Raw genomic sequence first — 19,210 nt, 5'->3', positions numbered from 1 at the left:
GCCACAGGACCGTGCGCGTTTGCTGATTCGGCGGTAAATCAACCCAGAGTGAAGAGCGGCCGACCTGACGATCGCGTATCGTATACCGGCGATGAGGGATCGCAGGGGGGAATACCGGTCGTGACCCATTACCATGGCACCAATGCATCCGAGACGATCGCCGGCGCCGGCCTGGCGGACATGGTCTTCGGCGAGGGCGGCAGCGACAGCCTGTTCGGCAATGACGGCAACGACAGCCTCTATGGCGGCGCGGGTGCCGACGTGCTGCAGGGCGGCGCCGGGAACGACGTAGTCTGCGGGGGCATCGGCAACGACTTCCTGCTCGGCGGCGCCGGGGCCGACATCTTCCGCTTCACCGGGACGCCGGACGGCATTGTGCCGGGCGACAGCGACGGGATCGGCGATGTCATCGGCGATTTCCGCCAGGGCGAGGACCGCATCAAGTTCACCGGCGTATCGCCGCGGACGGTGACCATGCAGCTGGAGGAGGATGGCGACCTCGTCATCCATTACGGCACGCTGGGCGGGGCGCCGGGGGAGCATCGGGGCACCATCACCCTCGAGCAATTCGGGCGCTACCTGGGGGTGCAGGACTTCATCTATACCTGACGGACAGGTCCGCGGGAGGGGCGCATGGAGGCGAAGTGGCGGGCGCTGCTGGTGCTGACGGCGGCGCGGACCAGCCTCGGCTTCCAGTTCCAGTCGGTCGCCTCCGTCTCGCCCTTGCTGGTGGAGGAGCTGGGGCTCACCGGCGCCGATCTCGGGGCGCTGATCGGACTCTACTTCCTGCCGGGGCTGGTGCTGGCGCTGCCGGGCGGGGCGCTCGGGCGGCGCTTCGGCGACACGAGGGTAGTGGTGGCGGGGCTGGTGCTGATGGCGCTCGGCGGGCTGGTGGCCAGCCTGGCGACGGGCTTCGCCGGGCTGGCGGCGGGACGGGTGCTGGCCGGCATGGGCGCGGTGCTGCTCAACGTGCTGATGGCGAAGATGGTGACGGACTGGTTCGCCGGGCAGCGGGAGATCGTGCTCGCCATGGCGATCTTCGTGAACTCCTTCCCGATCGGCATCGGCCTGGCGCAGCTGGGGCTCGGGGTGCTGGCGGCCGCCGCAGGATGGGCCCTGGCCTTCGCGGCGACGGGGGTGCTGGCGCTGGTGGCGCTGCTGCTGTTGCGCATCGGCTACAGGGCGCATCCGAATGACGGGGCGGCGGCGCCGGCCGGGGCGCGCGGGCGAATCTCGGGGCGGGAGGTGGGGCTGGTCTGCCTCGCCGGGGCGATGTGGGGCGGGCTGAATGGCAGCCTCGCGGTGACGATCGGATTCGCGCCGACCTTCCTCGTCCAGGGCGGGCTGCCGCCGGGGCAGGCGGGGCTGGTGGTGGGGCTGGCGACTTGGCTCTCCGTCGCCTCGGTGCAGGCGGGAGGGATGCTGGCGCAGCGCGGGGTCTCGCCGGCGGTGCTGATGCTGGCGGGGTGCCTCGGCTGGGCCGCTTGCCTTATGGCGCTGGGGGCGGGGATGGGTGTCACGCCGCTGCTCGTGGCGGGGCTGGCGATGGGGTTGCCGGTCGGGGTGATCATGGCGCTGCCCGCCCAGGCGCTGCGGCCGGAGAACCGGGCCGTCGGCATGGGGCTCTTCTATACCTGGCTCTATGTCGGCCATGCGGGGCTGCCGCCGGCGGCGGGATGGGTGCAGGACGTGACGGGGGTGGCGGCGGCGCCGCTGCATGCGGCGGCGGGCTTCGTCGCGCTGCTGGTGCTGGCCTATGCGGCCTTCCGGCTGCTGGCGCGGCGGCCGGTGGCGGGGTGAAGCGACACACGCGCCGGTTGCGCCTGGCGTATACGAGTGCTTAGGCTTTCTCCCAACCGGACCACGAGGTTCGGACAGGAAGGGAGATTGTCCATGCCCCTGCACCGCACCGCCCTCGCGGCGCTGCTGGCCGGCGCCGTCGCCGGTACGGCCGGCGCGCAAGGCCTGACGCCGGAGCGCATCCGCGCCGCGACGGGCGCCGTCGACCAGCGGAGCATCATCGCCAATGCCGCAACAGGGCGGGACTGGCCGAGCTATGGGCTGAACTATTCCGAGAACCGGTTCAGCCCGCTGCGCGCGGTGAACAGCGACACGGTGGGGCGGCTGGGGCTGGCCTGGTCCTACGACCTCGGCTCCCGGCGGGGGGTGCAGGCAACGCCGCTGGTCGTCGGCGGGGTGATGTATGTCACCGGGTCCTGGAGCATCGTCCATGCGGTCGATGCGAAGACCGGGCAGCCGCTCTGGACTTTCGACCCGGAGGTGCCGCGGGAGCATGGCGAGCGGGGGTGCTGCGATGTCGTGAACCGTGGCGTCGCGGTCTATCAGGGCAAGGTCTATGTCGCCTCCTACGACGGGCGGCTCTTCGCACTGGATGCGGCGACGGGGCAGAAGCTCTGGGAGCGGGACACGATCATCGACCGCAGCCGGGCCTATACCATCACCGGTGCGCCGCGAGTCTTCGCGGGTAAGGTCGTCATCGGCAATGGCGGCGCGGAATATGGCGTGCGGGGCTACCTGACCGCCTATGACGCGGCGACGGGCGAGCAGAAGTGGCGCTGGTTCTCGGTGCCTGGCGACCCCTCGAAGCCGCCGGAGGATGAGAGCATGGCGCGGGCCATGCGCACCTGGGACCCGGCCGGGCGCTGGTGGGAGGCCGGCGGCGGCGGGACGATGTGGGACACCATGACCTACGATCCCGAGCTGAACCTGATGTATGTGGGCACCGGCAACGGCTCGCCCTGGAACCGCCACCTGCGCAGCCCGGCAGGCGGCGACAACCTCTATCTCGGCTCCATCGTCGCGCTGAACCCGGAGACGGGCCAGTATGTCTGGCATTACCAGGAGACGCCGGGCGACCACTGGGACTTCACCTCGACCCAGCCGATGATCCTCGCCGAGCTCGAGATCGACGGGCGGCGGCGCAAGGTCGTCATGCATGCGCCGAAGAACGGCTTCTTCTTCGTCATCGACCGGCAGACGGGCGAGTTCATCTCGGCGCGCAACTTCACCGCGGTGAATTGGGCGACGGGCTACGACAACGAGGGGCGGCCGATCGAGAACCCGGCGGCACGGAGCGTGGACCAGCCCTTCGAGGCGATCCCGACCGCCTATGGCGCGCGCAACTGGCACCCGATGTCCTTCAACCCGATGACCGGCTTGGTCTACATGCCGGTGCATGGCGTGCCGCTCACCCTTTCGCCCGACCAGGGCTGGCGGATGAATGCGAACTCGCCGATGCGCTTCCAGAGCGCGTCGGGGTGGAACCTTGGCTTCTACCTCAATGCCGTCGATCCGAAGGCGAAGGCCTTCGGGCGGCTGGTCGCCTGGGACCCGGTGCGGCAGCAGGAGGCCTGGGGCGTCGATTACAGCGGGCCGTGGAATGGCGGCACGCTGACGACGGCGGGCGACCTCGTCTTCCAGGGCACGGCGGATGGGCGCTTCATCGCCTATGACGCACGCAACGGGCGGAAGCTCTGGGAGGTGCCGGTGAGCTCCGGCGTGGTCGCGGCACCGTCCACCTACGAGATCGATGGCGAGCAGTATGTCTCGATCGCGGTCGGCTGGGGCGGCGTCTATGGCATCGTGCAGCGGGCGACGGACCGGGTGACGCCGGGGCGGGTCTACACCTTCCGCGTCGGCGGCACGGCGCCGATGCCGGCGGTGGTGCAGGCGGAGCGGCGGCCGCTGGTCAGCGGCATCGCCTACAAGGCCGAGGATGCGCAAGCGGGGGCGGGACTCTATGTCGCCAACTGCGCCGGCTGCCACGGGGCGCCGGGCGTCAACAACGGCGGCAACGTGCCCAATCTCGGCTATGCGCACCGGGAGCTGCTGGAGGAGCTGCCGAAGGTGGTGCTCGAAGGGGCCTTCCTCGGGAGCGGGATGCCGCGCTTCGCGGGGCGGCTGGACGAGGCGCAGGTGCTGCAGATCCGCGCCTTCATCCTCAGCTCGGCGGAGGCGGCCCGGCGCAACTGAGGCGGAAGCCGGGGGGCGGGTGTCCCCCCGGCCTGCGTTCAGCGCAGCAGATTGGTGCGGGCCAGCTCCACCACCTCGCTGCCGCGGCCGCTGATGACGGCCTTCGCCAAGTAGATGCCGAAGCCCTTCGCCTGCTCGAAGGTGGTCTTGGGTGGCAGGCTCAGCTCCATGCGGTTGGTGACGACGTCCACCACGGCGGGACCGGGATGGGCGAGGGCCTCCTGCAAGGCGCCGCGCAGATCGGCGGGGTCCTCGACGCGCACTGCGTGCATGCCGGTGGCGCGGGCCATGGCGGCGAAGTCGGGGTTCTTCAGCTCCGTGCCGGCGTCGAGGAAGCCGCCGGCCTTCATCTCCAGCTCGACGAAGCCGAGCGTGCCGTTGTTGACGATGACGATCTTCGCCGGCAGGTCGAGCTGGTTCAGCGTCAGCAGGTCACCCATCAGCATGGCGAAGCCGCCATCGCCGGAGAGGGAGATCACCTGCCGACCGGGATAGGCGGATTGCGCGCCGATCGCCTGCGGCAGGGCATTCGCCATGGAGCCGTGCCAGAAGGAGCCGACCAGGCGGCGCCTGCCGTTCATGGTGAGGTAGCGGGCGGCCCAGACCGTCGGCGTGCCGACGTCGCAGGTGAAGATGGCGTCCTCGGCGGCGACCTCGTCGAGCACGCGGGCCAGGTATTGCGGGTGGATCGGCTTGCGGCCGGGATGGCCGACGGCCAGCTCGTCGAGGCCCTTGCGGGCGTCGCGGTAATGGGCGAGGGCGCGGTCGAGGAAGCGGCGATCCTCGCGTGGCGTGAGCCGGGGAAGCAGGGCGGCGATGGTCTGCTTCACGTCGCCGACCAGGCCGAGGTCGAGGCGGGTGCGGCGGCCGAGATTCTCCGGGCGGATATCGACCTGGGCGACCTTGGCCTCGGTCGGGAAGAACTGGCGGTAGGGGAAGTCGGTCCCCAGCATCAGCAGCGTGTCGCACTCCATCATGGCGTGGTAGCCGGAGGAGAAGCCGATCAGCCCGGTCATGCCGACATCGAAGGGGTTGTCGTACTCGACGAACTCCTTGCCGCGCAGCGCGTGGACGACCGGCGCCTTCAGCGCATCGGCCAGCGCGACCACCTCGTCATGCGCGCCGGCGCAGCCGCCGCCGCAGAGCATGGTGATGCGGCCGGCGCCGTTCAGCAACTCGGCCAGCGAAGCGACCCCGCCGGGGTCGGGCTGGACGATGGCAGGCGCGGGCGCGATCCAGCGGGAGGGGGAGGATTCCTCCGCGTCCTCCAGCGCGACATCGCCGGGGATGACGATGACGGCGACGCCGCGCTTGCCGATCGCCTCGCGGATGGCGGTGTCGAGGACGCGGCCGATCTGCGAGACGGTCGCCACCGGGCTGACATAGTGGCTGCATTCGGCGAAGAGATGGCGCGGGTCCGTCTCCTGGAAGTATCCGCTGCCGATCTCGCCGGTCGGGATATGCGCGGCGATGGCGAGGACCGGGACGCGGTTGCGGTGGCAGTCATAGAGCCCGTTGATGAGGTGCAGGTTGCCGGGGCCGCAGCTACCGGCGCAGACGGCAAGCTGGCCGGTCAGGTGCGCCTCGGCGCCGGCGGCGAAGGCGGCCGTCTCCTCGTGGCGGACATGCACCCAGTCGATCTCCCCCTTGCGGCGGAGGCTGTCCGTCAGTCCGTTCAGCGAGTCGCCGACCAGGCCGTAGATGCGGCGGACGCCGACCTTGCGCAGCGTGTCGGCGATGAGGTCGGCGACGGACTGACGGGCCATCAGGCCTCGTCCTCCTCATCGCCGTCCTCCGCATCGACCTCGACGAGGAGGACGGCGTAGCTGTCGGGGTCGAAGTCGGCGGAGTCTCCGGAGGACTTCGCCTCGGCCAGGCCCTGGTCCCAGAGGGCGGATTCCTGGTCATTGGCGGCGCGGACGGTCAGGGGCTCCTCGCCGTCCCAGAGCGGCTCGCCATCCTCCTCGAAATCCTGCAGGTCCGGGCCGATGGAGTTGGTGGCGAGTTCCTCGGCGGCCTCGGTGCTCTTCTCGGGGAAGACGAGAAGGGGGCGGCCGGCGACCTCGATGGTGAACAGCGTCATGGCGTGGCTCCTTGGGATTCGGGCGGCAGCGGGCTCGGATGGCCGTGCTCGTCCATGGCGACGAAGGTGAAGACGCCTTCGGTGACCTTCTCCGGGCGGCGGCCGTGGCCGCGGCCCCGCGCCCAGGTCTCGACCTTGACGGTGACCGAGGTCTCGCCGCATCGGAGGGGGGTGCAGTAGCAGCTCACCTCATCGCCGACCAGGATGGGGCGGAGGAAGCGCATCGCCTCGATGGCGACCGTGGCGACGCGGCCCTGGGCGCGCTCCGCCGCATAGCCGGCGCCGGCGAGGTCCATCTGCGACAGGGTCCAGCCGCCGAAGATGTCGCCCGAGGCATTGGCGTCGCGCGGCATGGCGATGGTCCGCAGCTGCGGGCCGCCGGTGGGGTCCGGTAGGTCGTCCGGCGGGTTGTCCGGCATGGGCTGTGGCTCCTTCGATTCATCGTCCTAACTCGGGCGACGGGGCTGCGTTCGCCCGTGCTGCGCAACCATCCGGAACTTCCGCCGTGAAGCGCGTTGCGCTGCCACGAGGCGTGAGGAATTGCGAGTGGAACAGGTGGATTGCCTCGTCATCGGGGGTGGGCCGGCCGGGCTGACGGCGGCGCTTTATCTCGCGCGCTTCGGACGGCATGTGCTGGTGGCGGATGCGGGGGAGCCGCGGGCCGCCTGGATTCCGGCCAGCCACAACATTCCGTTCTTCGCGGGGGGAATTCCGGGGACGGATATCCTCGACCTGCAACGTGAGCATCTGGCGCGGTACGGCATCAGGCCGGAGATGGCGCGGGTGACGGGGCTGCGGCGGCAGGCGGGGGGCTTCGCCGCGGTGCTGGAGGCGGCGGGCGGCGGCGACCGGACGGTCGAGGCGCGGCGCGTGCTGCTGGCGACGGGGGCGCTGGATGTGGAGCCGGACCTGCCCGACCTGCCGGATGCGGTGCGGCGCGGCCTGGTGCGCTACTGCCCGATTTGCGACGGGCATGAATCGCGCGGGCAGCGCATCGCCGTCATCGGCCATGGCGCGCATGGGTTGGGCGAGGCGGCCTTCATCGCCCGCACCTATTCCGGGGATGTGACGCTGCTGACGCTCGGCCGGCCGCTGGCGCTGGATAAAGCACAGCGAGAGGTGGTGGCGCGGCACCGCATCCGGCTGGTGGAGGAGCCGGTGACAGGGCTCGACATCCGAGACGGGCGGATCGCGGCACTGCGGGGCGGTGGGGCGGAGCATCGGTTCGAGGTGCTGTATTCGGCGCTCGGGCTGCACTACCGGTCGGAGCTGGCGCTGGGCCTCGGTGCCGAGCGGGATGAATCGGGCGCATTGCTGGTCGACGAGCATTGCCAGACCACGGTGCGGGGGCTCTATGCGGCCGGCGACATCGTGCGGGGGCTCGACCAGATCGTGGTCGGGATGGGGCATGCGGCGGTGGCGGCGACGCATATCCACAATCGCTGCGAGATTCCGACGGAAGATGAGCCGGGCGGGAGCTGATGCCGGCTTAATCCTCGAAGAAGGGCGTCTCCTCGTCCGCACTACCGCGGAGGCGGATGTCGAAGCGGTAGCCGCCGGCATTGTCGGGCGTGGCGAAGAGGCGGGGGCGGCGCGACGGCGGAACAAGGGCGAGTACTGGGTCCGTCGCGTTGGCGGCGGCGAATTCCGGGAAGAAGAGCGTCGTCGCCACCGGCTGCATGAGGCCGGAGGCCATCACCAGCAGGTTCACATGCGGGGCGCGGTCGAGGAAGGCGCCGGGCAGGAGGGTGTGGAACTCGTAGCGGCCCTCGGCATCCGTGCGGGCGCGGCCCCAGCCGAGGAACTCGGGGTCGGCCTGCGCTTCCTCCGGGTCAGCGGGGTGGTGGAAGCGGCCGGCGGCATCGGCCTGCCAGGCTTCGAGGATGGCATTGATGCAGGGGAGCCCGCCCTCGCGCAGCACGCGGCCATTCAGGCGGATGGGGGTGCCGCGTCGGGAGGGCGGCGCGTCGGTCGTGGTGCGGGTGAGATCGTTGTCGCCCTCGCGGATGAAGGCTTCGGGGAAGAAGGGGCCGACGGTGTGGGAGGAGAGCGGCGTCATGCCAGCACGGGCGTCGCGCGGCGGCCGCGGAGCAGGATGTCGTGGCGGTAGCCGAGCCAGCCGGAGCCGATTTCCGATGGCGGCAGCGGGCGGGCGATGAGGCGCTCGCGGGCGGCGGCGTCAGGGACGGCCATGAAGATGTGGTCGAGCGGGTTCAGCGGGTCGCCGGGGAAGAACATCTGCGTCACTAGGCGGGAGAGGCTGGCGGGGCCGAGGACGCAGAAATGGAGGTGGGGCGGGCGCCACCACACCGCCTCGCCGGGCACGGGATAGGCGCCGGGGCGCATGGTGAAGAAGCCGTAGCGTCCTTCCGCATCCGTCCGGACGCGGCCCTGACCGATGAAGTTCGGGTCGAGCGGGGCGGAGCGCGTGTCGCTGGCATGGGCGTAGCGGCCGGCGGCATTGGCCTGCCAGAGCTCAACCACGGCGTCGGGGATGGGGCGGCCGTCCTCGTCAAGGACCTGGCCGGCGATGTGGATGAGTTGGCCGACGGCGGGGCGGCCGGGGATGGGCTCGGCGAGGTTGGCCTCGCCGCAGGGCAGCTTGCGGTGGAGGGCGAGCGGGCCGGTGATCTCGCCGCGGCCGGGCGGACGGCGGATGAGGGGCTGGCTCGGCGTATGGGTGAAGGTGCTTGGGTAGCCGGGCGTCGGGACGATGGGGGCAATGCCGGGAGGCAGCGGGTCGAAGCGGGCCGGCGCGTCCTCTGCCATGTGGTTCCTCCCTCGCTTGCCGGGGAGCATGCCCGAGCGGATGCTGCGGGGGAAGCGAGGAGGGCGCGATGGAGCGGGGGCTGGCGGCGCGTGGCGCGGCGCGGATCGCCTGGCAGGCCGAGGGCAGGGGGCCGGCTGTGCTGCTGCTGCCCTCGCTCGGGCGGGGGGCTGAGGATTTCGATGCCGTGGCGCCGCCGGTCGCCGCCGCCGGGTTCCGGGTGGTGCGGGCGGAGCCGCGGGGCATCGGCGGCTCGGAGGGGCCGATGGAGGGGCTGACGCTCTACGACCTCGCCGAGGACGCGGCGGCGGCGCTGGCGGCGGCGGGCGTGGATGGGCCGGCGGTGGTCGCGGGGCATGCCTTCGGCAATTGGGTGGCGCGGGCGGTGGCGGTGGTGCGGGCGCCGGCGGTGCGAGGCGTGGCGTTGCTGGCCGCGTCCATCGACACGGTGCTCAATCCGGCGGTGCGCGCTTCGATCGATGGCAGCTTCGACCCGCGGCTGGGCGAGGCGGAGCGGCTGGGGCATCTGCAACGGGGCTATTTCGCGCCGGGGCATGACGCGCGAGTGTGGCTCGATGGTTGGCATGCGCCGGTCGCGCGGATGCAGCGGGCGGCGACGGCGGCGACGGATGCGGGCTGGAAGCGTGTCGCGGAGCGGGTGCCGGTGCTTTACGTCGCGGCGGCGGAGGATGCGATCGCGCCGGTGCCGAGCGAGGCGAGGCTGCGCGAGGCGTTGGGGCCGCGGGTCGGGATGGTCGTCGTCGAGGGGGCAGGGCATGCGCTGCTGCCGGAGCAGCCGGAGGCGGTGGCGCGGGCGCTGATCGAATTTGCTGGAAAGGTGCAGGGATGAGCTTCGATGGGTTGGAGTGCTTCAGCGTAGAGATCGCGGAGCATGTCGCCACCGTCACCATGCGGCGGCCGCCGGTGAATGCGCAGAATGCGCGCTTCCGCGAGGAGATCGCCGACATCTTCGATGCGCTGCACGACATGGCGGAGGTGCGGGCCATCGTGCTGACAGGCGAGGGGCGCGCGTTCTCGGCCGGGGCGGATCTGAAGGAGCGGCCGGGGCTTTCCGGCAGGCCCGGGGCCTATCCGCGGCACAACCGCAACGTGCGCGCGGCCTTCGACTGCGTCATGGAATGTGGCGTGCCGGTGATCGCGGCCATCAACGGCGCGGCGATCGGGGCAGGCTGCGTGCTGGCGCTCTCGGCGGATATCCTCGTAGCGGGGGAGGGCGCCTTCCTCTCCATGACCGAGGTGGATGTGGGGCTGGCCGGCGGGGTGCGGCATGTGCGGCGGCATTTCGGCGAGAGCGATGCGCGGCTGATGATCATGACGGCGCGGCGCATCACCGGGCCGGAACTGCTGCGGATGAACGTCGTCTCGGCCTGCGTGCCTGACGATGCGCTGATGGGGACGGCAATGGGCATCGCGCGGGAGATCGCTGCGAAGGTGCCGCTCGCCGTGCGGGCGGCCAAGCGGTCCTTCCAGGTCACGGAGGAATTGCCGCTGCAAGACGGCTATCGCTTCGAGCAGTCGCAGACCGTGGCGCTGGCCGGGACGGAGGATACGCGGGAGGCGCAGCTGGCCTTCGCCGAGAAGCGCAAGCCCGTGTTCAAGGGGCGCTAATCGCCGGGGTCCCGGTTGAACTCCGCCGCGGGGCGCCGCAGGATGCGGGAGCGGCCCCGGCGAGAGGGCCGGGGGAACATCCAGGCTCATGCGCATCACGGCGGTCGAATGCTCGGTCCTGTCCATGCCCTTCACCATGGGCGGGCCGCATGGGCGCTTCGCCGGGCAACTCTGGGACCGGATGGAGGTGCTGCTCGTCCGCGTCGAGACGGAGGACGGGTTGGTCGGCTGGGGCGAGGCCTTCGGCCATGCCGCCATTCCGACCACGAGGGCGGCGCTGGAGACAATCGTCGCACCGCTGGTGCTGGGGCAGGACTCGGGCGACATCAACGGTCTTTCGCGGCGTGTGCTGCACGGGACGCATCTGCTGGGGCGCAATGGCGCCTTCGTCTATGCCTTCTCGGGCATCGAGATCGCGCTCTGGGACATCATGGGCAAGCGCTGCGGGCAGCCGGTGTGGCGGCTGCTGGGCGGGGCGGCGCCCGAGCGGCTGCCGGCCTATGCGAGCCTGCTTTCCTATGGCGGCGACCTCGATCTCGTCGCGCGCAACACGGCGGAGTCGGCGGCGCGGGGCTACCGGCACATCAAGCTGCATGAGGTGACGCGGGAGGCGGTGGTGGCGGCCAGGCGCGCGGCTCCGGGGGCCGCGATCATGCTCGATGTGAACTGCGCCTGGACGCCGCCGGTGGCGCGCGAGATGGCGCGGTCGCTGGCTGGCGATGGGCTGTTCTGGCTGGAGGAGCCGGTCTGGCCGCCGGAGGATGCGGCGGGGCTGGCGAGCCTCAGGCAGTACGGGATTCCGTTGTCGGCCGGTGAGAACACGGCGGGGCTGTTCGGCTTCAAGGCGCTGATCGAGGCCGGGGCCATAGATTATGCGCAGCCGAGCGTGACGAAGGTCGGAGGCATCGGCGAGATGCGGAAGGTCATCGCGCTCTGCGAGGCGCATGGCGTTACCGTCATGCCGCACAGCCCCTATTTCGGACCGGGGCTCGTCGCCACCATCCATGTCGCGGCGGCGCTCATGGAGCGGCCGATGGTTGAGGTGCTGTGGCTCGAGATGGAGCCGAACCCCTTCGACCCCTGGGTGCGTTGCCGGGACGGGACGGTCGCGGTGCCGCGCGGGCCGGGGCTGGGGGTGGAGCCGGATCCGGCCTTGCTTGCACGGGTGACGCGCGGGGCGCCGGTGCGCATCGCGCTGTGAACGAAGAAGCATAAGGGAGAGACATCCATGCCCATCACTCGCCGAGGCCTAGGCCTGGCTGCCGCCGCGACCGGCTTGGCGATGCCGGCCATCGCGCAGAACGAGCCGATCAAGATTGGCTGGCTCGCCGCCATGACGGGGCCGAGCTCGGCGCCGGCCATCGGCTTCAATCGCGGCGTGATGTATGCCGCGGAGGCGATCAACGCCGCGGGCGGGGTCAAGGGGCGCAAGGTCGAGATCATTACCCGCGACACCCAGGGCGACCCGACCAAGGCAGTGAATGCGACGCAGGAGATGATCAGCCAGCTCCGCGTGCATGCGATCTGGGGGCCGACGAACTCCGGCGAGTCGCTGGCCGTCACCGCGATCATGGCGCGGGCGAAGATGCCGAACATCCATCCCTGCGTGGTGGACAGCCTGATCGACCCGGCGAAATACCCGAATGCCTTCCGCATCGCACCTTCCAACACGCAGTGGGACGATGCGGTGCGCGGCTACACGCTGAACATCGCCAAGGCGAAGAAGGTCGCCGTCATCGGCGACACGACGGGCTATGGCGTGACGGCGGCGAATGCCTCGGCGGCGGCCTTCCAGAAGGACGGCGCGGAGGTCGTCACCAAGGCGAATATCGACGCGACTCAGCCGGACATGACACCCGACATGCTGCGGGCGCGGAATGCGGGGGCGCAGGCGATCGTCATCTGGAGCGTCTCCACGGGGATGATCGCGCGGCTGCTGAACACGCGGGCGGCGATGGGCTGGGACGTGCCCTTCATCGGGCATCCGTCGCTGGCTTCGGGCGAGATCGGGACGCTGATCGACAAGCCGGCCAACTGGGAGAAGGTCTACGCCATCGGCTACAAGAGCTGCAGCTACGACGCCTCCGGCAAGCTGCCGCCGCGCAACGAGGAGCTGATGCAGCGGATGCAGGGCAAGGTGAACCTGCATGATACGCTGCTCTGGTGGGTGGCCTGCGGCATCGATGCGGTCGAGCTGGTGGCGAAGGCGGTGGAGGCGACGGGGGCGACGGCGAACCAGTCGATCATCGGGCATTGGAATTCGCTGAAGCAATATCCAGGCTATTTCGGCGAGTATAGCTTCACGGCGCAGGACCATAACGGCTACCCCGTCTCCGATGTGGTGATGTCGGCGGCCTCGACGGGGAAGAACGGTACCTTCGCGCTCGCGCCGGGCTACGGCTGAGCCGCATGCTCGCCTCGATCCTGGCCTCGGGCCTGGCGGTCGGCGCGGTCTATGCGCTGATCGGCATCACCTACAACACCATGTTCTCGACCTCGCGGGTGATGAGCTTCACCGCGGGGCAGCTCGGGATGCTGGGGGGCGTGCTCGGCTCGCTCTTCATCCTGCGGCTGGGGCTGCCGATGCCGGTCGGGCTGCTGGCGACGCTCGCATGCTGTGCGCTGCTCGGGGTGGTGACGGAGGTGGTTGCGGTGCGGCCGGTGCTGAAGAGCCTCGACCAGCATCTCTACGTGCTCTCGACGCTCGCCGTGGCACTTCTGATCCAGCATGCGACGGCGCTGGAATGGAGCACGGAGCCGCAGCCCTTCCCCAGGCTAGCCGGGATCGGAACGGGGGTCTGGGACGAGAAATACTGGCTTCCGGTGGTGGCCTGCGCGGCGACCATCCTCGGGCTCGAATATCTCTACCGGTACACGCTGGTGGGGCGGGCCTTCGTCGCCATCGCCGAGGATAATTTCGCGGCGCGTGCCTTGGGGCTGCCGGAGCGGAACCTGCGGATGGCGAGCTATGCGCTGGCCGGCGCGGTGGGGGCGCTGGCGGGCTTCGCCGGCGGGCAGCTGCTGCTGGCCTTCTTCGCCAATGGGCCGTTGCTGAACTTCTACGGGTTCATCCCCGTCGCGCTCGGGGGGCTCGGGAACAACCGGGGGGCGGTCATCGGCGGGTTGCTGCTCGGGCTGTTCCAGCAGGCGGCGAACTTCATGGTGGGGGGCATCTTCTCCTCGGTGGCGGTCTTCACCCTCTTCATCATCGTGCTGCTGGCGCGGCCGCAGGGGATGTTCGGGGCGCCGGCGGCGCGGAGGGTGTGAGGATGGCAAAGCTCTGGCCTTTCCTCGCGCTGCTGGCGCTCGCCCTGCTGCTGCCGCTGACGGGAAACGAGTACTGGGCGCTGATCGCAACGCGGGCCTGCATCTACTGGGTGCTGGTCGCGGGGCTCAACCTGATCGTCGGCTTCGCCGGGCAGTTGGCGATCGGCTATGTCGCGCTGCTGGCGATCGGGGCCTACACCGCCAGCGTGCTCACGGCGGGGACGGTGATGGAGCCGCTGCCGGCTTTCGCAGCGCTCGGCATCGCGGCGGCGGCGGGGGCGGTGGCGGGCGTCATCGTCGGGTTGCCGGCGCTGCGGCTCCGGACTTTCTACTTCGCCATGACGACACTCGGCTTCGCCACCATCGTCACGCAGATCACCCTCGCCTGGCAGGATGTGACGGGGGGTGGCATCGGCATCCCCGGCCCGAGCCTGCCGGCGCCGATGGATACGGCCTGGGGGTTCTACTATTTCTGCCTGGGCGTGGCGGTGGTGTGTACCTGGGCGACGGCGAACCTGGCGCGGAGCCGGTTCGGGCGGGCGCTGGTTGCCATCCGGGATTCGGAGGTGGCGGCGGAGGCGAGCGGCATCGCCAAGCCGAAGCTACTGGCGATGGTCTTCCTGCTGGCCGGCGCCTTGGCGGCGTTTGCGGGCGGGCTCTTCGCCACGCTGCAGACCTATATCACGCCGGATGCCTTCACCTTCGACCTGTCGCTGCTGTTCTTCATCGCCGTCCTGATCGGTGGGCGTGGGTCGATCCTCGGGCCGCTGCTCGGGACCATATTGCTGACCTTGCTGCCGGAGGTGGCGGCGCCGCTCGCGGCCTGGTCGACCTTCCTCTATGCGGCGCTGCTGCTGGTGATCGTGCTGGCGATCCCGGGCGGGATCGCGGCGCTGCTGGATCGGAGCGGACGGCGTGCCTTGCCGGAGGACCGGGCGATCCGGCCGAGGGAGGCGGGGCTGCGCACGCTGATCGGGGAGCGGGGGGAGCGGGCGGTGCTCTCGCTCAAGGGCATCGTGCTGGCTTTCGGCGGGGTCAGGGCGATCGACGGCATCGACCTCGATCTGCGACAGGGCGAAGTGCACGGGCTGATCGGGCCGAATGGCAGCGGCAAGACGACGACGCTCAACGTCATCTCCGGCTATTACCGACCGCAGGAGGGAGGGATGACGCTGGCCGGTGCGGAGCTGCCGGCGGGAAGACCCGCAGGGCGGGCGGGCAGGGGCATCGCCCGGACCTTCCAGACGCCGCGCATGATCGGCGAGGCGACCGTCCTCGAGAATGTCATGATCGGCGCGACGGTCGAGGGGCGGGCCGGCTTCGTCGAGGCGTTGCTCTCGCTGCCGCGGCAGCGGGCGGAGGAGCGTGCGATGGCGGACCGGGCGCGGCTGGCGCTGGACGCGGTCGGGCTCGGGGGGCTCGCCGAGGCGCGGGCGGACCGGTTGCAGCATAGCGAGCTGCGCTTCATGGAGATCGCCCGGGCGCTGATGCTGCGGCCGGAATTCCTGATGCTGGACGAGCCGGCGGCAGGCCTGTCTGTCGAGGAGATCAAGCGGCTCGGCAGCCTGATCCGCGCCATCAGTCGGCAGGGGGTGGGGGTGCTGCTCGTCGAGCATCATGCGGACCTGATCTTCGATATCTGCGACCGGGTGACGGTGCTCAATCTCGGGCGGGTGCTGGCGGCGGGGACGCCGGCGGAAATCCGCGTCCACAAGGAGGTGGTCAGTGCATACCTTGGGGCATGAGCCGCTGCTGGAGGTGGGCGGCCTCTGCTCCGGCTATGGGAAGATCGCGGTGCTGCACGGCATCGACCTGCGGATCGGCGCGGGCGAGGTGGTGTCGCTGCTCGGGCCGAACGGGGCGGGGAAGACGACGCTGCTGCGCGCCATCTCTGGGCTGCTGCCGCCGAGTGCGGGGCGGGTGCGGTTCGGGGGCGTGGAGCTGACGGGGGCCGATCCGCGCGCGGCGGTGCGGCAGGGCTTGGTGCATGTGATCGAGGGACACCGGGTCTTCACCCAGATCTCCGTCACCGACAATCTGCTGCTGGCCGGGTACGACGTGCCGCGCAGCGAGCGAATGCGGCGGGTGGAGGAGGCGCTGGAGTACTTCCCCGAGATCGCGGCGAAGCGGCAGGACAAGGGCGGGGCGCTCAGCGGCGGGCAGCAGCAGATGCTGGCGGTCGCGCAGGGGCTGGTGCAGCGGCCAAGGTTGCTGATGCTGGACGAGCCTTCGGCCGGGCTGTCGCCGGTGTTGGTGGACCGGGTGCTCGGCGTGGTGCGGGCGCTGAAGGAGCGCGGCACGGCGGTGCTGCTCGTGGAGCAGCTGATCGAGAAGGCGCTGGCCGTCTCCGACCGGGTGGTGGCGATGGCGCAGGGACGTTTGGTGCTGGAAGCCTCGGCGGCGGAGCCCGACCTGCCGCATCGCCTGGAGCTGGCCTATTTCGGCCAGGAAGTCCCTACGGCCCTCCACGGCTGACTCAAGGAGTCCCGGGGCCTTTCGGCCCTTGGCGGAGGGAGTTCGAGGGGGGCAGCGCCTCCCTCGGTATCGCTTCGAGTTGGTTGATCAGCTGCTCCAGCAACGCCGAGACCGGCTGCGTCTCCGGCGTGACGACGCCCCAGCAGAAGGGGATGACCAAGTCGAGCGGCCGGGTGACGAGTCCTTCGACGGGCAGGGCGGCGGGCGTCACCCCGTCGTCGGGGCGGATGGTGTGGCCTTTGGGGCGATGCTGCGACAGGATCCGGCGCGGTGGGCCGACGTGGTGGTGCCGCTCAACGCCAACCTCGACTGACAGGCGGCATCGCCTTCGGAAGCCCGTGGCGATCGGTTGATGAGGCGGCCCTAAGCGACCGCTTCGAAAGCCACTTTGTCAGCATCCGAAGGGTTGTACTTGAGCGGGGAAGGAAGGGAATCGTACTGGAATGGTCTGCCGACGACGGGACCGTTATACTGAACATGGAAATGGAAGCCGTTGTTTTCTATTTTGTGATAGAGCGCAGTACATATCTTACCGCTCTTTAAAACGCATTTATTAAATCCGTTGTAGTGCTTGTTGAGGTAATTGCAAATATCCTCGATTTCGTCCGCGGTGAAAGTCTTGGATCTCAGATCGACGGCCTTCCAATCCATATGGTAGGAAGTTTTCGGCGGTGTTTTCCGAGCCGAGTACAGAGCTTTTTGCTGCTGCTCGGTGCGGTAGATCATGGTGATCACCACGCCCTTTTTCATTTTCTCTTTGGTAAAATAGGCGACGTTCTCAATCAGGCCATATAGACCGAGATTCTTTTGACGTAATGTCTCCCACTCCTGCTCCAGTCCTTTGGATTTGAAGGACACGAAGTTGTCCGCCTGCGACTTTGCTGACTTCGCCAAGGATGAGGAGAGACGCATGGATGTATCTCCGGATCATGCTTTCGACCGAGCTTCGATAGCGTCGCGCCGGTGGACACCGGGTGCAAGTCAATTTCGCCGGGTGTTCGGGGCGCTTTCGTCCAAGAATTAGCTTTTCGAACTCGCCAGTAATTCTTCTACCTGGACGCGGTCTGGGGTCTCGCCGTCCTGCGCGCGCAACGCACCGGCGGCGGAGGCGAAGCGCATGGCGTCCAGCAGGGACATGCCTTCGGCAATGGCGAGCGCATAGGCGCCGTGGAAGACATCGCCGGCCCCGGCGGTGTTGGTCGCCTCGACAGGAAAGGCTGGGGTTTCGATCGGCGCCTCCATCCCCGCGGTCAACCAGAGGGTGCCGTGCTCGCCGCGGGTGACGGCGGCGAGCTTCGCGCCGGCGGCAAGCGCCCGGTGCAGGCCCTCGGCGGGCGACACGCCCGGGGCGAAGATCTGCAGGCCGGGCTGTGAGAAGATGGCATGGTCCACCAGCGGGACCAGCGTGGCGAGGAGGCGGGCCTCGCTCTTCTCGGCATCAAGCACGCTCGGGACGCCGAGGCGGCGGGCGGCGCGGAGGGCGGCCTCGGCCGCGCGGGGCCAGCGCGGGTCGCAGAGCAGGGACCGGGCTTCGCCGAGGGTTTCCATCGGCAGGATGTCGGGGTCGAGGTCTAGGCCCTCGCCGCGGAAGGCGATGACCACCCGCTCGCCCACCGGGTCGAGCAGTACGGCGGAGACAGGGGTGCGAGCGCCGGGGACGATGCGGATGGCGCTGGTATCGACACCGAAGCCGGCGAGTTCCTCGGCGAGCGGGGCGCCGTTGCGGTCATCGCCGACACGGCCCCAGAAGCGGACGCGGCCGCCGAGACGGGCGACGGCGATGGCGGCATTGGCGGCAAGGCCGCCGACGCCGAGCCCGTAGCGGCGGGCGACCTGCTTCGCCGGGGGCTGGGGGACGTCCTCGACCCAGAAGCTATGGTCGGCAACGAGGTGGCCAAGGCAGATGACGAGGGGCGCGGGCATGGGCCGGCATCATACCAGCGACAGCGGCTGGCCGATGCGGATATTCGCCATGACAAGCGGCAGGATGTCGGTCGCCAGGCAGGCTGCGCCGTCAGGCGGCGCCGTCGAGGAAGAGGGAGACGGCGAGGCGCACCCGCGCCGCAATTTCCGCCTCCTCGGGAGGCGGGCGCTGGCCGAGCAGCATCAGGATATGTGGCTCGCCGATCACCATGCCGATCAGCATGCCGGCCGCCTCCTCCGGACTGGCGATGCGGAGCCAGCCGGTGGCGGCCTGCGCGGCCAGCCAGCGCTCCAGGGCGCCGGTCTTGCGGCCGCGGCTGCGCTCCACCGCGGCGGCGAGTTCCGGGGCGCGCTTCACCTCCGAGGCGATGACGCGGAAGAGGGCGACGCTGCGGAGGGAGAGGATGTGCCGGGCGATGTCGCCGAGCAGCCGCTCGAGGGCGGCGCGGTCGCCGGGGACAGCCGGCTCGGGCTCGGCCTGCTTCGGGGCGCAGAAATGTTCGACCACCGCCTCGAACAGCGCCTCCTTGGAAGGGAAGAGTTGGTAGAGGGTCTTCTTCGACATGCCGACGGACTGGGCGACGTCGTCCATGCTGGTGGCGCCATAGCCCTGGGCCAGGAAGATGGATTCGGCCGCCTCCACCAGCGCGAACCGCCGCTTGGCCTCGTTCGGGCGGCGCGGCAGGGTTGCGGCGGTGGTCATCCTCCGAGGACTCCTTCAGCCAGGGGCGGCGGCGAGAAGGGTTTGGTCCGTCCAGCCGCCGCCGAGCGCCTTGTACAGTGTAATACCAACCGCCATGGTCACTGACTCGCATGTGATCCGCGGTTTGCGGCGGGCGTGATTCGCTGTCTCCCGGGGGTTCGATTCGGGAGGCTTGCGATGGCGGTGGTGATCACGCGGCAGGACTTGTCGGCGGATGCCCTGAGGCAGGCTGCAGCTCGCAGTCGGGACGCGAACGCAGCGCGACGCATGCTGGCTCTTGCCTTGGTACTGGAAGGGCAGTCGCGCACGGACGCGGCCGCAACCTGCGGCATGGACCGGCAGACCCTGCGCGATTGGGTGCACCGTTACA

Annotated in this window: 21 protein-coding genes; 13 read left to right on the top strand and 8 right to left on the bottom strand. The window is 70.0% G+C overall.

Translation table 11 applies throughout. The features are described 5' to 3' along the window. The first annotated feature begins 120 nt into the window (after positions 1-120). The 3 genes from EP26_RS38200 to EP26_RS20535 all read left to right on the top strand — a co-directional run bounded on the left by EP26_RS38200 (position 121) and on the right by EP26_RS20535 (position 3,993). Complete coding sequence (locus EP26_RS38200; RefSeq protein WP_043341409.1) at positions 121-609, top strand: M10 family metallopeptidase C-terminal domain-containing protein; 489 nt, start codon at positions 121-123, stop codon at positions 607-609. A gap of 24 nt (positions 610-633) precedes the next feature. Continuing rightward, positions 634-1,800 carry an MFS transporter gene (locus tag EP26_RS36855; protein ID WP_043341407.1) on the top strand — a complete coding sequence of 389 codons (1,167 nt, stop codon included), beginning with the start codon at positions 634-636 and terminating at the stop codon, positions 1,798-1,800. Positions 1,801-1,893: 93 nt separating this feature from the next. Then, positions 1,894-3,993, top strand: a complete 2,100-nt coding sequence (locus tag EP26_RS20535) for a PQQ-dependent dehydrogenase, methanol/ethanol family (protein ID WP_052389439.1) — start codon at positions 1,894-1,896, stop codon at positions 3,991-3,993. Between the two features lie 38 nt (positions 3,994-4,031). Here the strand turns inward: EP26_RS20535 and poxB are convergent, their stop codons facing one another. From poxB to EP26_RS20520, 3 genes are read right to left on the bottom strand one after another with little or no spacing between them, the layout of a single operon-like run. Next, entirely contained in the window at positions 4,032-5,759 is a 1,728-nt protein-coding gene (gene poxB / locus EP26_RS20530; protein ID WP_043341403.1) for a ubiquinone-dependent pyruvate dehydrogenase, read from the bottom strand. Further along, complete coding sequence (locus EP26_RS32180) at positions 5,759-6,076, bottom strand: hypothetical protein (protein ID WP_052389438.1); 318 nt, start codon at positions 6,074-6,076, stop codon at positions 5,759-5,761. The genes poxB and EP26_RS32180 overlap by 1 nt, the downstream gene beginning before the upstream one ends. Then, positions 6,073-6,495 carry an acyl-CoA thioesterase gene (locus EP26_RS20520; RefSeq protein ID WP_043341401.1) on the bottom strand — a complete coding sequence of 141 codons (423 nt, stop codon included), beginning with the start codon at positions 6,493-6,495 and terminating at the stop codon, positions 6,073-6,075. Before EP26_RS20520 ends, EP26_RS32180 begins: the two co-directional genes overlap by 4 nt. Before the next feature lie 127 nt (positions 6,496-6,622). On the opposite strand from EP26_RS20520, the gene EP26_RS20515 reads away from it, so the two are divergent. After that, positions 6,623-7,558: an NAD(P)/FAD-dependent oxidoreductase gene (locus EP26_RS20515; protein ID WP_211259496.1), complete on the top strand. Its 936-nt coding sequence runs from the start codon at positions 6,623-6,625 to the stop codon at positions 7,556-7,558. Between the two features lie 7 nt (positions 7,559-7,565). On the opposite strand, the gene pcaG is transcribed toward EP26_RS20515, so the two are convergent. Together pcaG and EP26_RS20505 are read right to left on the bottom strand one after the other, a co-directional pair. Beyond that, on the bottom strand, positions 7,566-8,135 hold the full coding sequence (gene pcaG, locus EP26_RS20510; protein WP_043341398.1) for a protocatechuate 3,4-dioxygenase subunit alpha: 570 nt from the start codon (positions 8,133-8,135) through the stop codon (positions 7,566-7,568). Further along, the gene (locus EP26_RS20505) at positions 8,132-8,845 is read right to left on the bottom strand and encodes a dioxygenase family protein (RefSeq protein ID WP_084112691.1); all 714 of its coding nucleotides are present in this window, start codon (positions 8,843-8,845) and stop codon (positions 8,132-8,134) included. Before EP26_RS20505 ends, pcaG begins: the two co-directional genes overlap by 4 nt. A gap of 68 nt (positions 8,846-8,913) precedes the next feature. Here EP26_RS20505 and EP26_RS20500 point away from each other — a divergent pair, with 68 nt between their 5' ends. The 8 genes from EP26_RS20500 (at position 8,914) to EP26_RS36320 (ending at position 16,527) form a co-directional block, all read left to right on the top strand. Next, positions 8,914-9,693 (top strand): alpha/beta fold hydrolase, encoded by a 780-nt coding sequence (locus tag EP26_RS20500; RefSeq protein ID WP_043341397.1) that lies wholly within the window; start codon positions 8,914-8,916, stop codon positions 9,691-9,693. After that, the gene (locus EP26_RS20495) at positions 9,690-10,472 is read left to right on the top strand and encodes an enoyl-CoA hydratase/isomerase family protein (RefSeq protein ID WP_043341395.1); all 783 of its coding nucleotides are present in this window, start codon (positions 9,690-9,692) and stop codon (positions 10,470-10,472) included. The genes EP26_RS20500 and EP26_RS20495 overlap by 4 nt, the downstream gene beginning before the upstream one ends. Before the next feature lie 88 nt (positions 10,473-10,560). Then, positions 10,561-11,673, top strand: a complete 1,113-nt coding sequence (locus EP26_RS20490; RefSeq protein WP_043341393.1) for a mandelate racemase/muconate lactonizing enzyme family protein — start codon at positions 10,561-10,563, stop codon at positions 11,671-11,673. A 27-nt stretch (positions 11,674-11,700) separates the two neighbouring features. Beyond that, positions 11,701-12,876 carry an ABC transporter substrate-binding protein gene (locus tag EP26_RS20485; protein WP_211259495.1) on the top strand — a complete coding sequence of 392 codons (1,176 nt, stop codon included), beginning with the start codon at positions 11,701-11,703 and terminating at the stop codon, positions 12,874-12,876. A 5-nt stretch (positions 12,877-12,881) separates the two neighbouring features. Further along, complete coding sequence (locus EP26_RS20480; RefSeq protein ID WP_043341391.1) at positions 12,882-13,739, top strand: branched-chain amino acid ABC transporter permease; 858 nt, start codon at positions 12,882-12,884, stop codon at positions 13,737-13,739. Between the two features lie 2 nt (positions 13,740-13,741). After that, complete coding sequence (locus EP26_RS20475) at positions 13,742-15,484, top strand: branched-chain amino acid ABC transporter ATP-binding protein/permease (protein ID WP_052389436.1); 1,743 nt, start codon at positions 13,742-13,744, stop codon at positions 15,482-15,484. Beyond that, entirely contained in the window at positions 15,465-16,214 is a 750-nt protein-coding gene (locus tag EP26_RS20470; RefSeq protein ID WP_052389435.1) for an ABC transporter ATP-binding protein, read from the top strand. Before EP26_RS20475 ends, EP26_RS20470 begins: the two co-directional genes overlap by 20 nt. Positions 16,215-16,293: 79 nt before the next feature. Continuing rightward, positions 16,294-16,527 carry a hypothetical protein gene (locus EP26_RS36320; RefSeq protein WP_169747435.1) on the top strand — a complete coding sequence of 78 codons (234 nt, stop codon included), beginning with the start codon at positions 16,294-16,296 and terminating at the stop codon, positions 16,525-16,527. A 50-nt stretch (positions 16,528-16,577) separates the two neighbouring features. Here the strand turns inward: EP26_RS36320 and EP26_RS35025 are convergent, their stop codons facing one another. The 3 genes from EP26_RS35025 to EP26_RS20455 form a co-directional block, all read right to left on the bottom strand. Beyond that, positions 16,578-17,126 carry a hypothetical protein gene (locus tag EP26_RS35025; RefSeq protein ID WP_157033643.1) on the bottom strand — a complete coding sequence of 183 codons (549 nt, stop codon included), beginning with the start codon at positions 17,124-17,126 and terminating at the stop codon, positions 16,578-16,580. A gap of 108 nt (positions 17,127-17,234) precedes the next feature. After that, on the bottom strand, positions 17,235-18,137 hold the full coding sequence (locus tag EP26_RS20460) for a PfkB family carbohydrate kinase (protein WP_052389434.1): 903 nt from the start codon (positions 18,135-18,137) through the stop codon (positions 17,235-17,237). A gap of 91 nt (positions 18,138-18,228) precedes the next feature. Next, positions 18,229-18,840, bottom strand: coding sequence for a TetR/AcrR family transcriptional regulator (locus EP26_RS20455; RefSeq protein WP_052389433.1), 612 nt, complete (start codon positions 18,838-18,840; stop codon positions 18,229-18,231). Positions 18,841-19,017: 177 nt separating this feature from the next. On the opposite strand from EP26_RS20455, the gene EP26_RS20450 reads away from it, so the two are divergent. Beyond that, a partial coding sequence (locus EP26_RS20450; protein WP_043341388.1) for a helix-turn-helix domain-containing protein occupies positions 19,018-19,210 on the top strand: 193 nt, incomplete at its 3' end.

This window comes from Belnapia moabensis DSM 16746 (assembly GCF_000745835.1).
Lineage (GTDB): Bacteria > Pseudomonadota > Alphaproteobacteria > Acetobacterales > Acetobacteraceae > Belnapia > Belnapia moabensis.
Note: the sequence above shows the minus strand (reverse complement) of the source record. Positions and strands in the feature narration are given on the sequence as shown.

What these genes read in the sequence shown, in the direction of transcription:
- EP26_RS36855 (WP_043341407.1), top strand. Translation starts at nt 634, where the DNA reads ATGGAGGCGAAGTGGCGGGCGCTGCTGGTGCTGACGGCGGCGCGGACC.
- EP26_RS20535 (WP_052389439.1), top strand. Translation starts at nt 1,894, where the DNA reads ATGCCCCTGCACCGCACCGCCCTCGCGGCGCTGCTGGCCGGCGCCGTC.
- poxB (WP_043341403.1), bottom strand. Translation starts at nt 5,759, where the DNA reads ATGGCCCGTCAGTCCGTCGCCGACCTCATCGCCGACACGCTGCGCAAG.
- EP26_RS32180 (WP_052389438.1), bottom strand. Translation starts at nt 6,076, where the DNA reads ATGACGCTGTTCACCATCGAGGTCGCCGGCCGCCCCCTTCTCGTCTTC.
- EP26_RS20520 (WP_043341401.1), bottom strand. Translation starts at nt 6,495, where the DNA reads ATGCCGGACAACCCGCCGGACGACCTACCGGACCCCACCGGCGGCCCG.
- pcaG (WP_043341398.1), bottom strand. Translation starts at nt 8,135, where the DNA reads ATGACGCCGCTCTCCTCCCACACCGTCGGCCCCTTCTTCCCCGAAGCC.
- EP26_RS20505 (WP_084112691.1), bottom strand. Translation starts at nt 8,845, where the DNA reads ATGGCAGAGGACGCGCCGGCCCGCTTCGACCCGCTGCCTCCCGGCATT.
- EP26_RS20500 (WP_043341397.1), top strand. Translation starts at nt 8,914, where the DNA reads ATGGAGCGGGGGCTGGCGGCGCGTGGCGCGGCGCGGATCGCCTGGCAG.
- EP26_RS20495 (WP_043341395.1), top strand. Translation starts at nt 9,690, where the DNA reads ATGAGCTTCGATGGGTTGGAGTGCTTCAGCGTAGAGATCGCGGAGCAT.
- EP26_RS20490 (WP_043341393.1), top strand. Translation starts at nt 10,561, where the DNA reads ATGCGCATCACGGCGGTCGAATGCTCGGTCCTGTCCATGCCCTTCACC.
- EP26_RS20485 (WP_211259495.1), top strand. Translation starts at nt 11,701, where the DNA reads ATGCCCATCACTCGCCGAGGCCTAGGCCTGGCTGCCGCCGCGACCGGC.
- EP26_RS20480 (WP_043341391.1), top strand. Translation starts at nt 12,882, where the DNA reads ATGCTCGCCTCGATCCTGGCCTCGGGCCTGGCGGTCGGCGCGGTCTAT.
- EP26_RS20475 (WP_052389436.1), top strand. Translation starts at nt 13,742, where the DNA reads ATGGCAAAGCTCTGGCCTTTCCTCGCGCTGCTGGCGCTCGCCCTGCTG.
- EP26_RS35025 (WP_157033643.1), bottom strand. Translation starts at nt 17,126, where the DNA reads ATGCGTCTCTCCTCATCCTTGGCGAAGTCAGCAAAGTCGCAGGCGGAC.
- EP26_RS20460 (WP_052389434.1), bottom strand. Translation starts at nt 18,137, where the DNA reads ATGCCCGCGCCCCTCGTCATCTGCCTTGGCCACCTCGTTGCCGACCAT.
- EP26_RS20455 (WP_052389433.1), bottom strand. Translation starts at nt 18,840, where the DNA reads ATGACCACCGCCGCAACCCTGCCGCGCCGCCCGAACGAGGCCAAGCGG.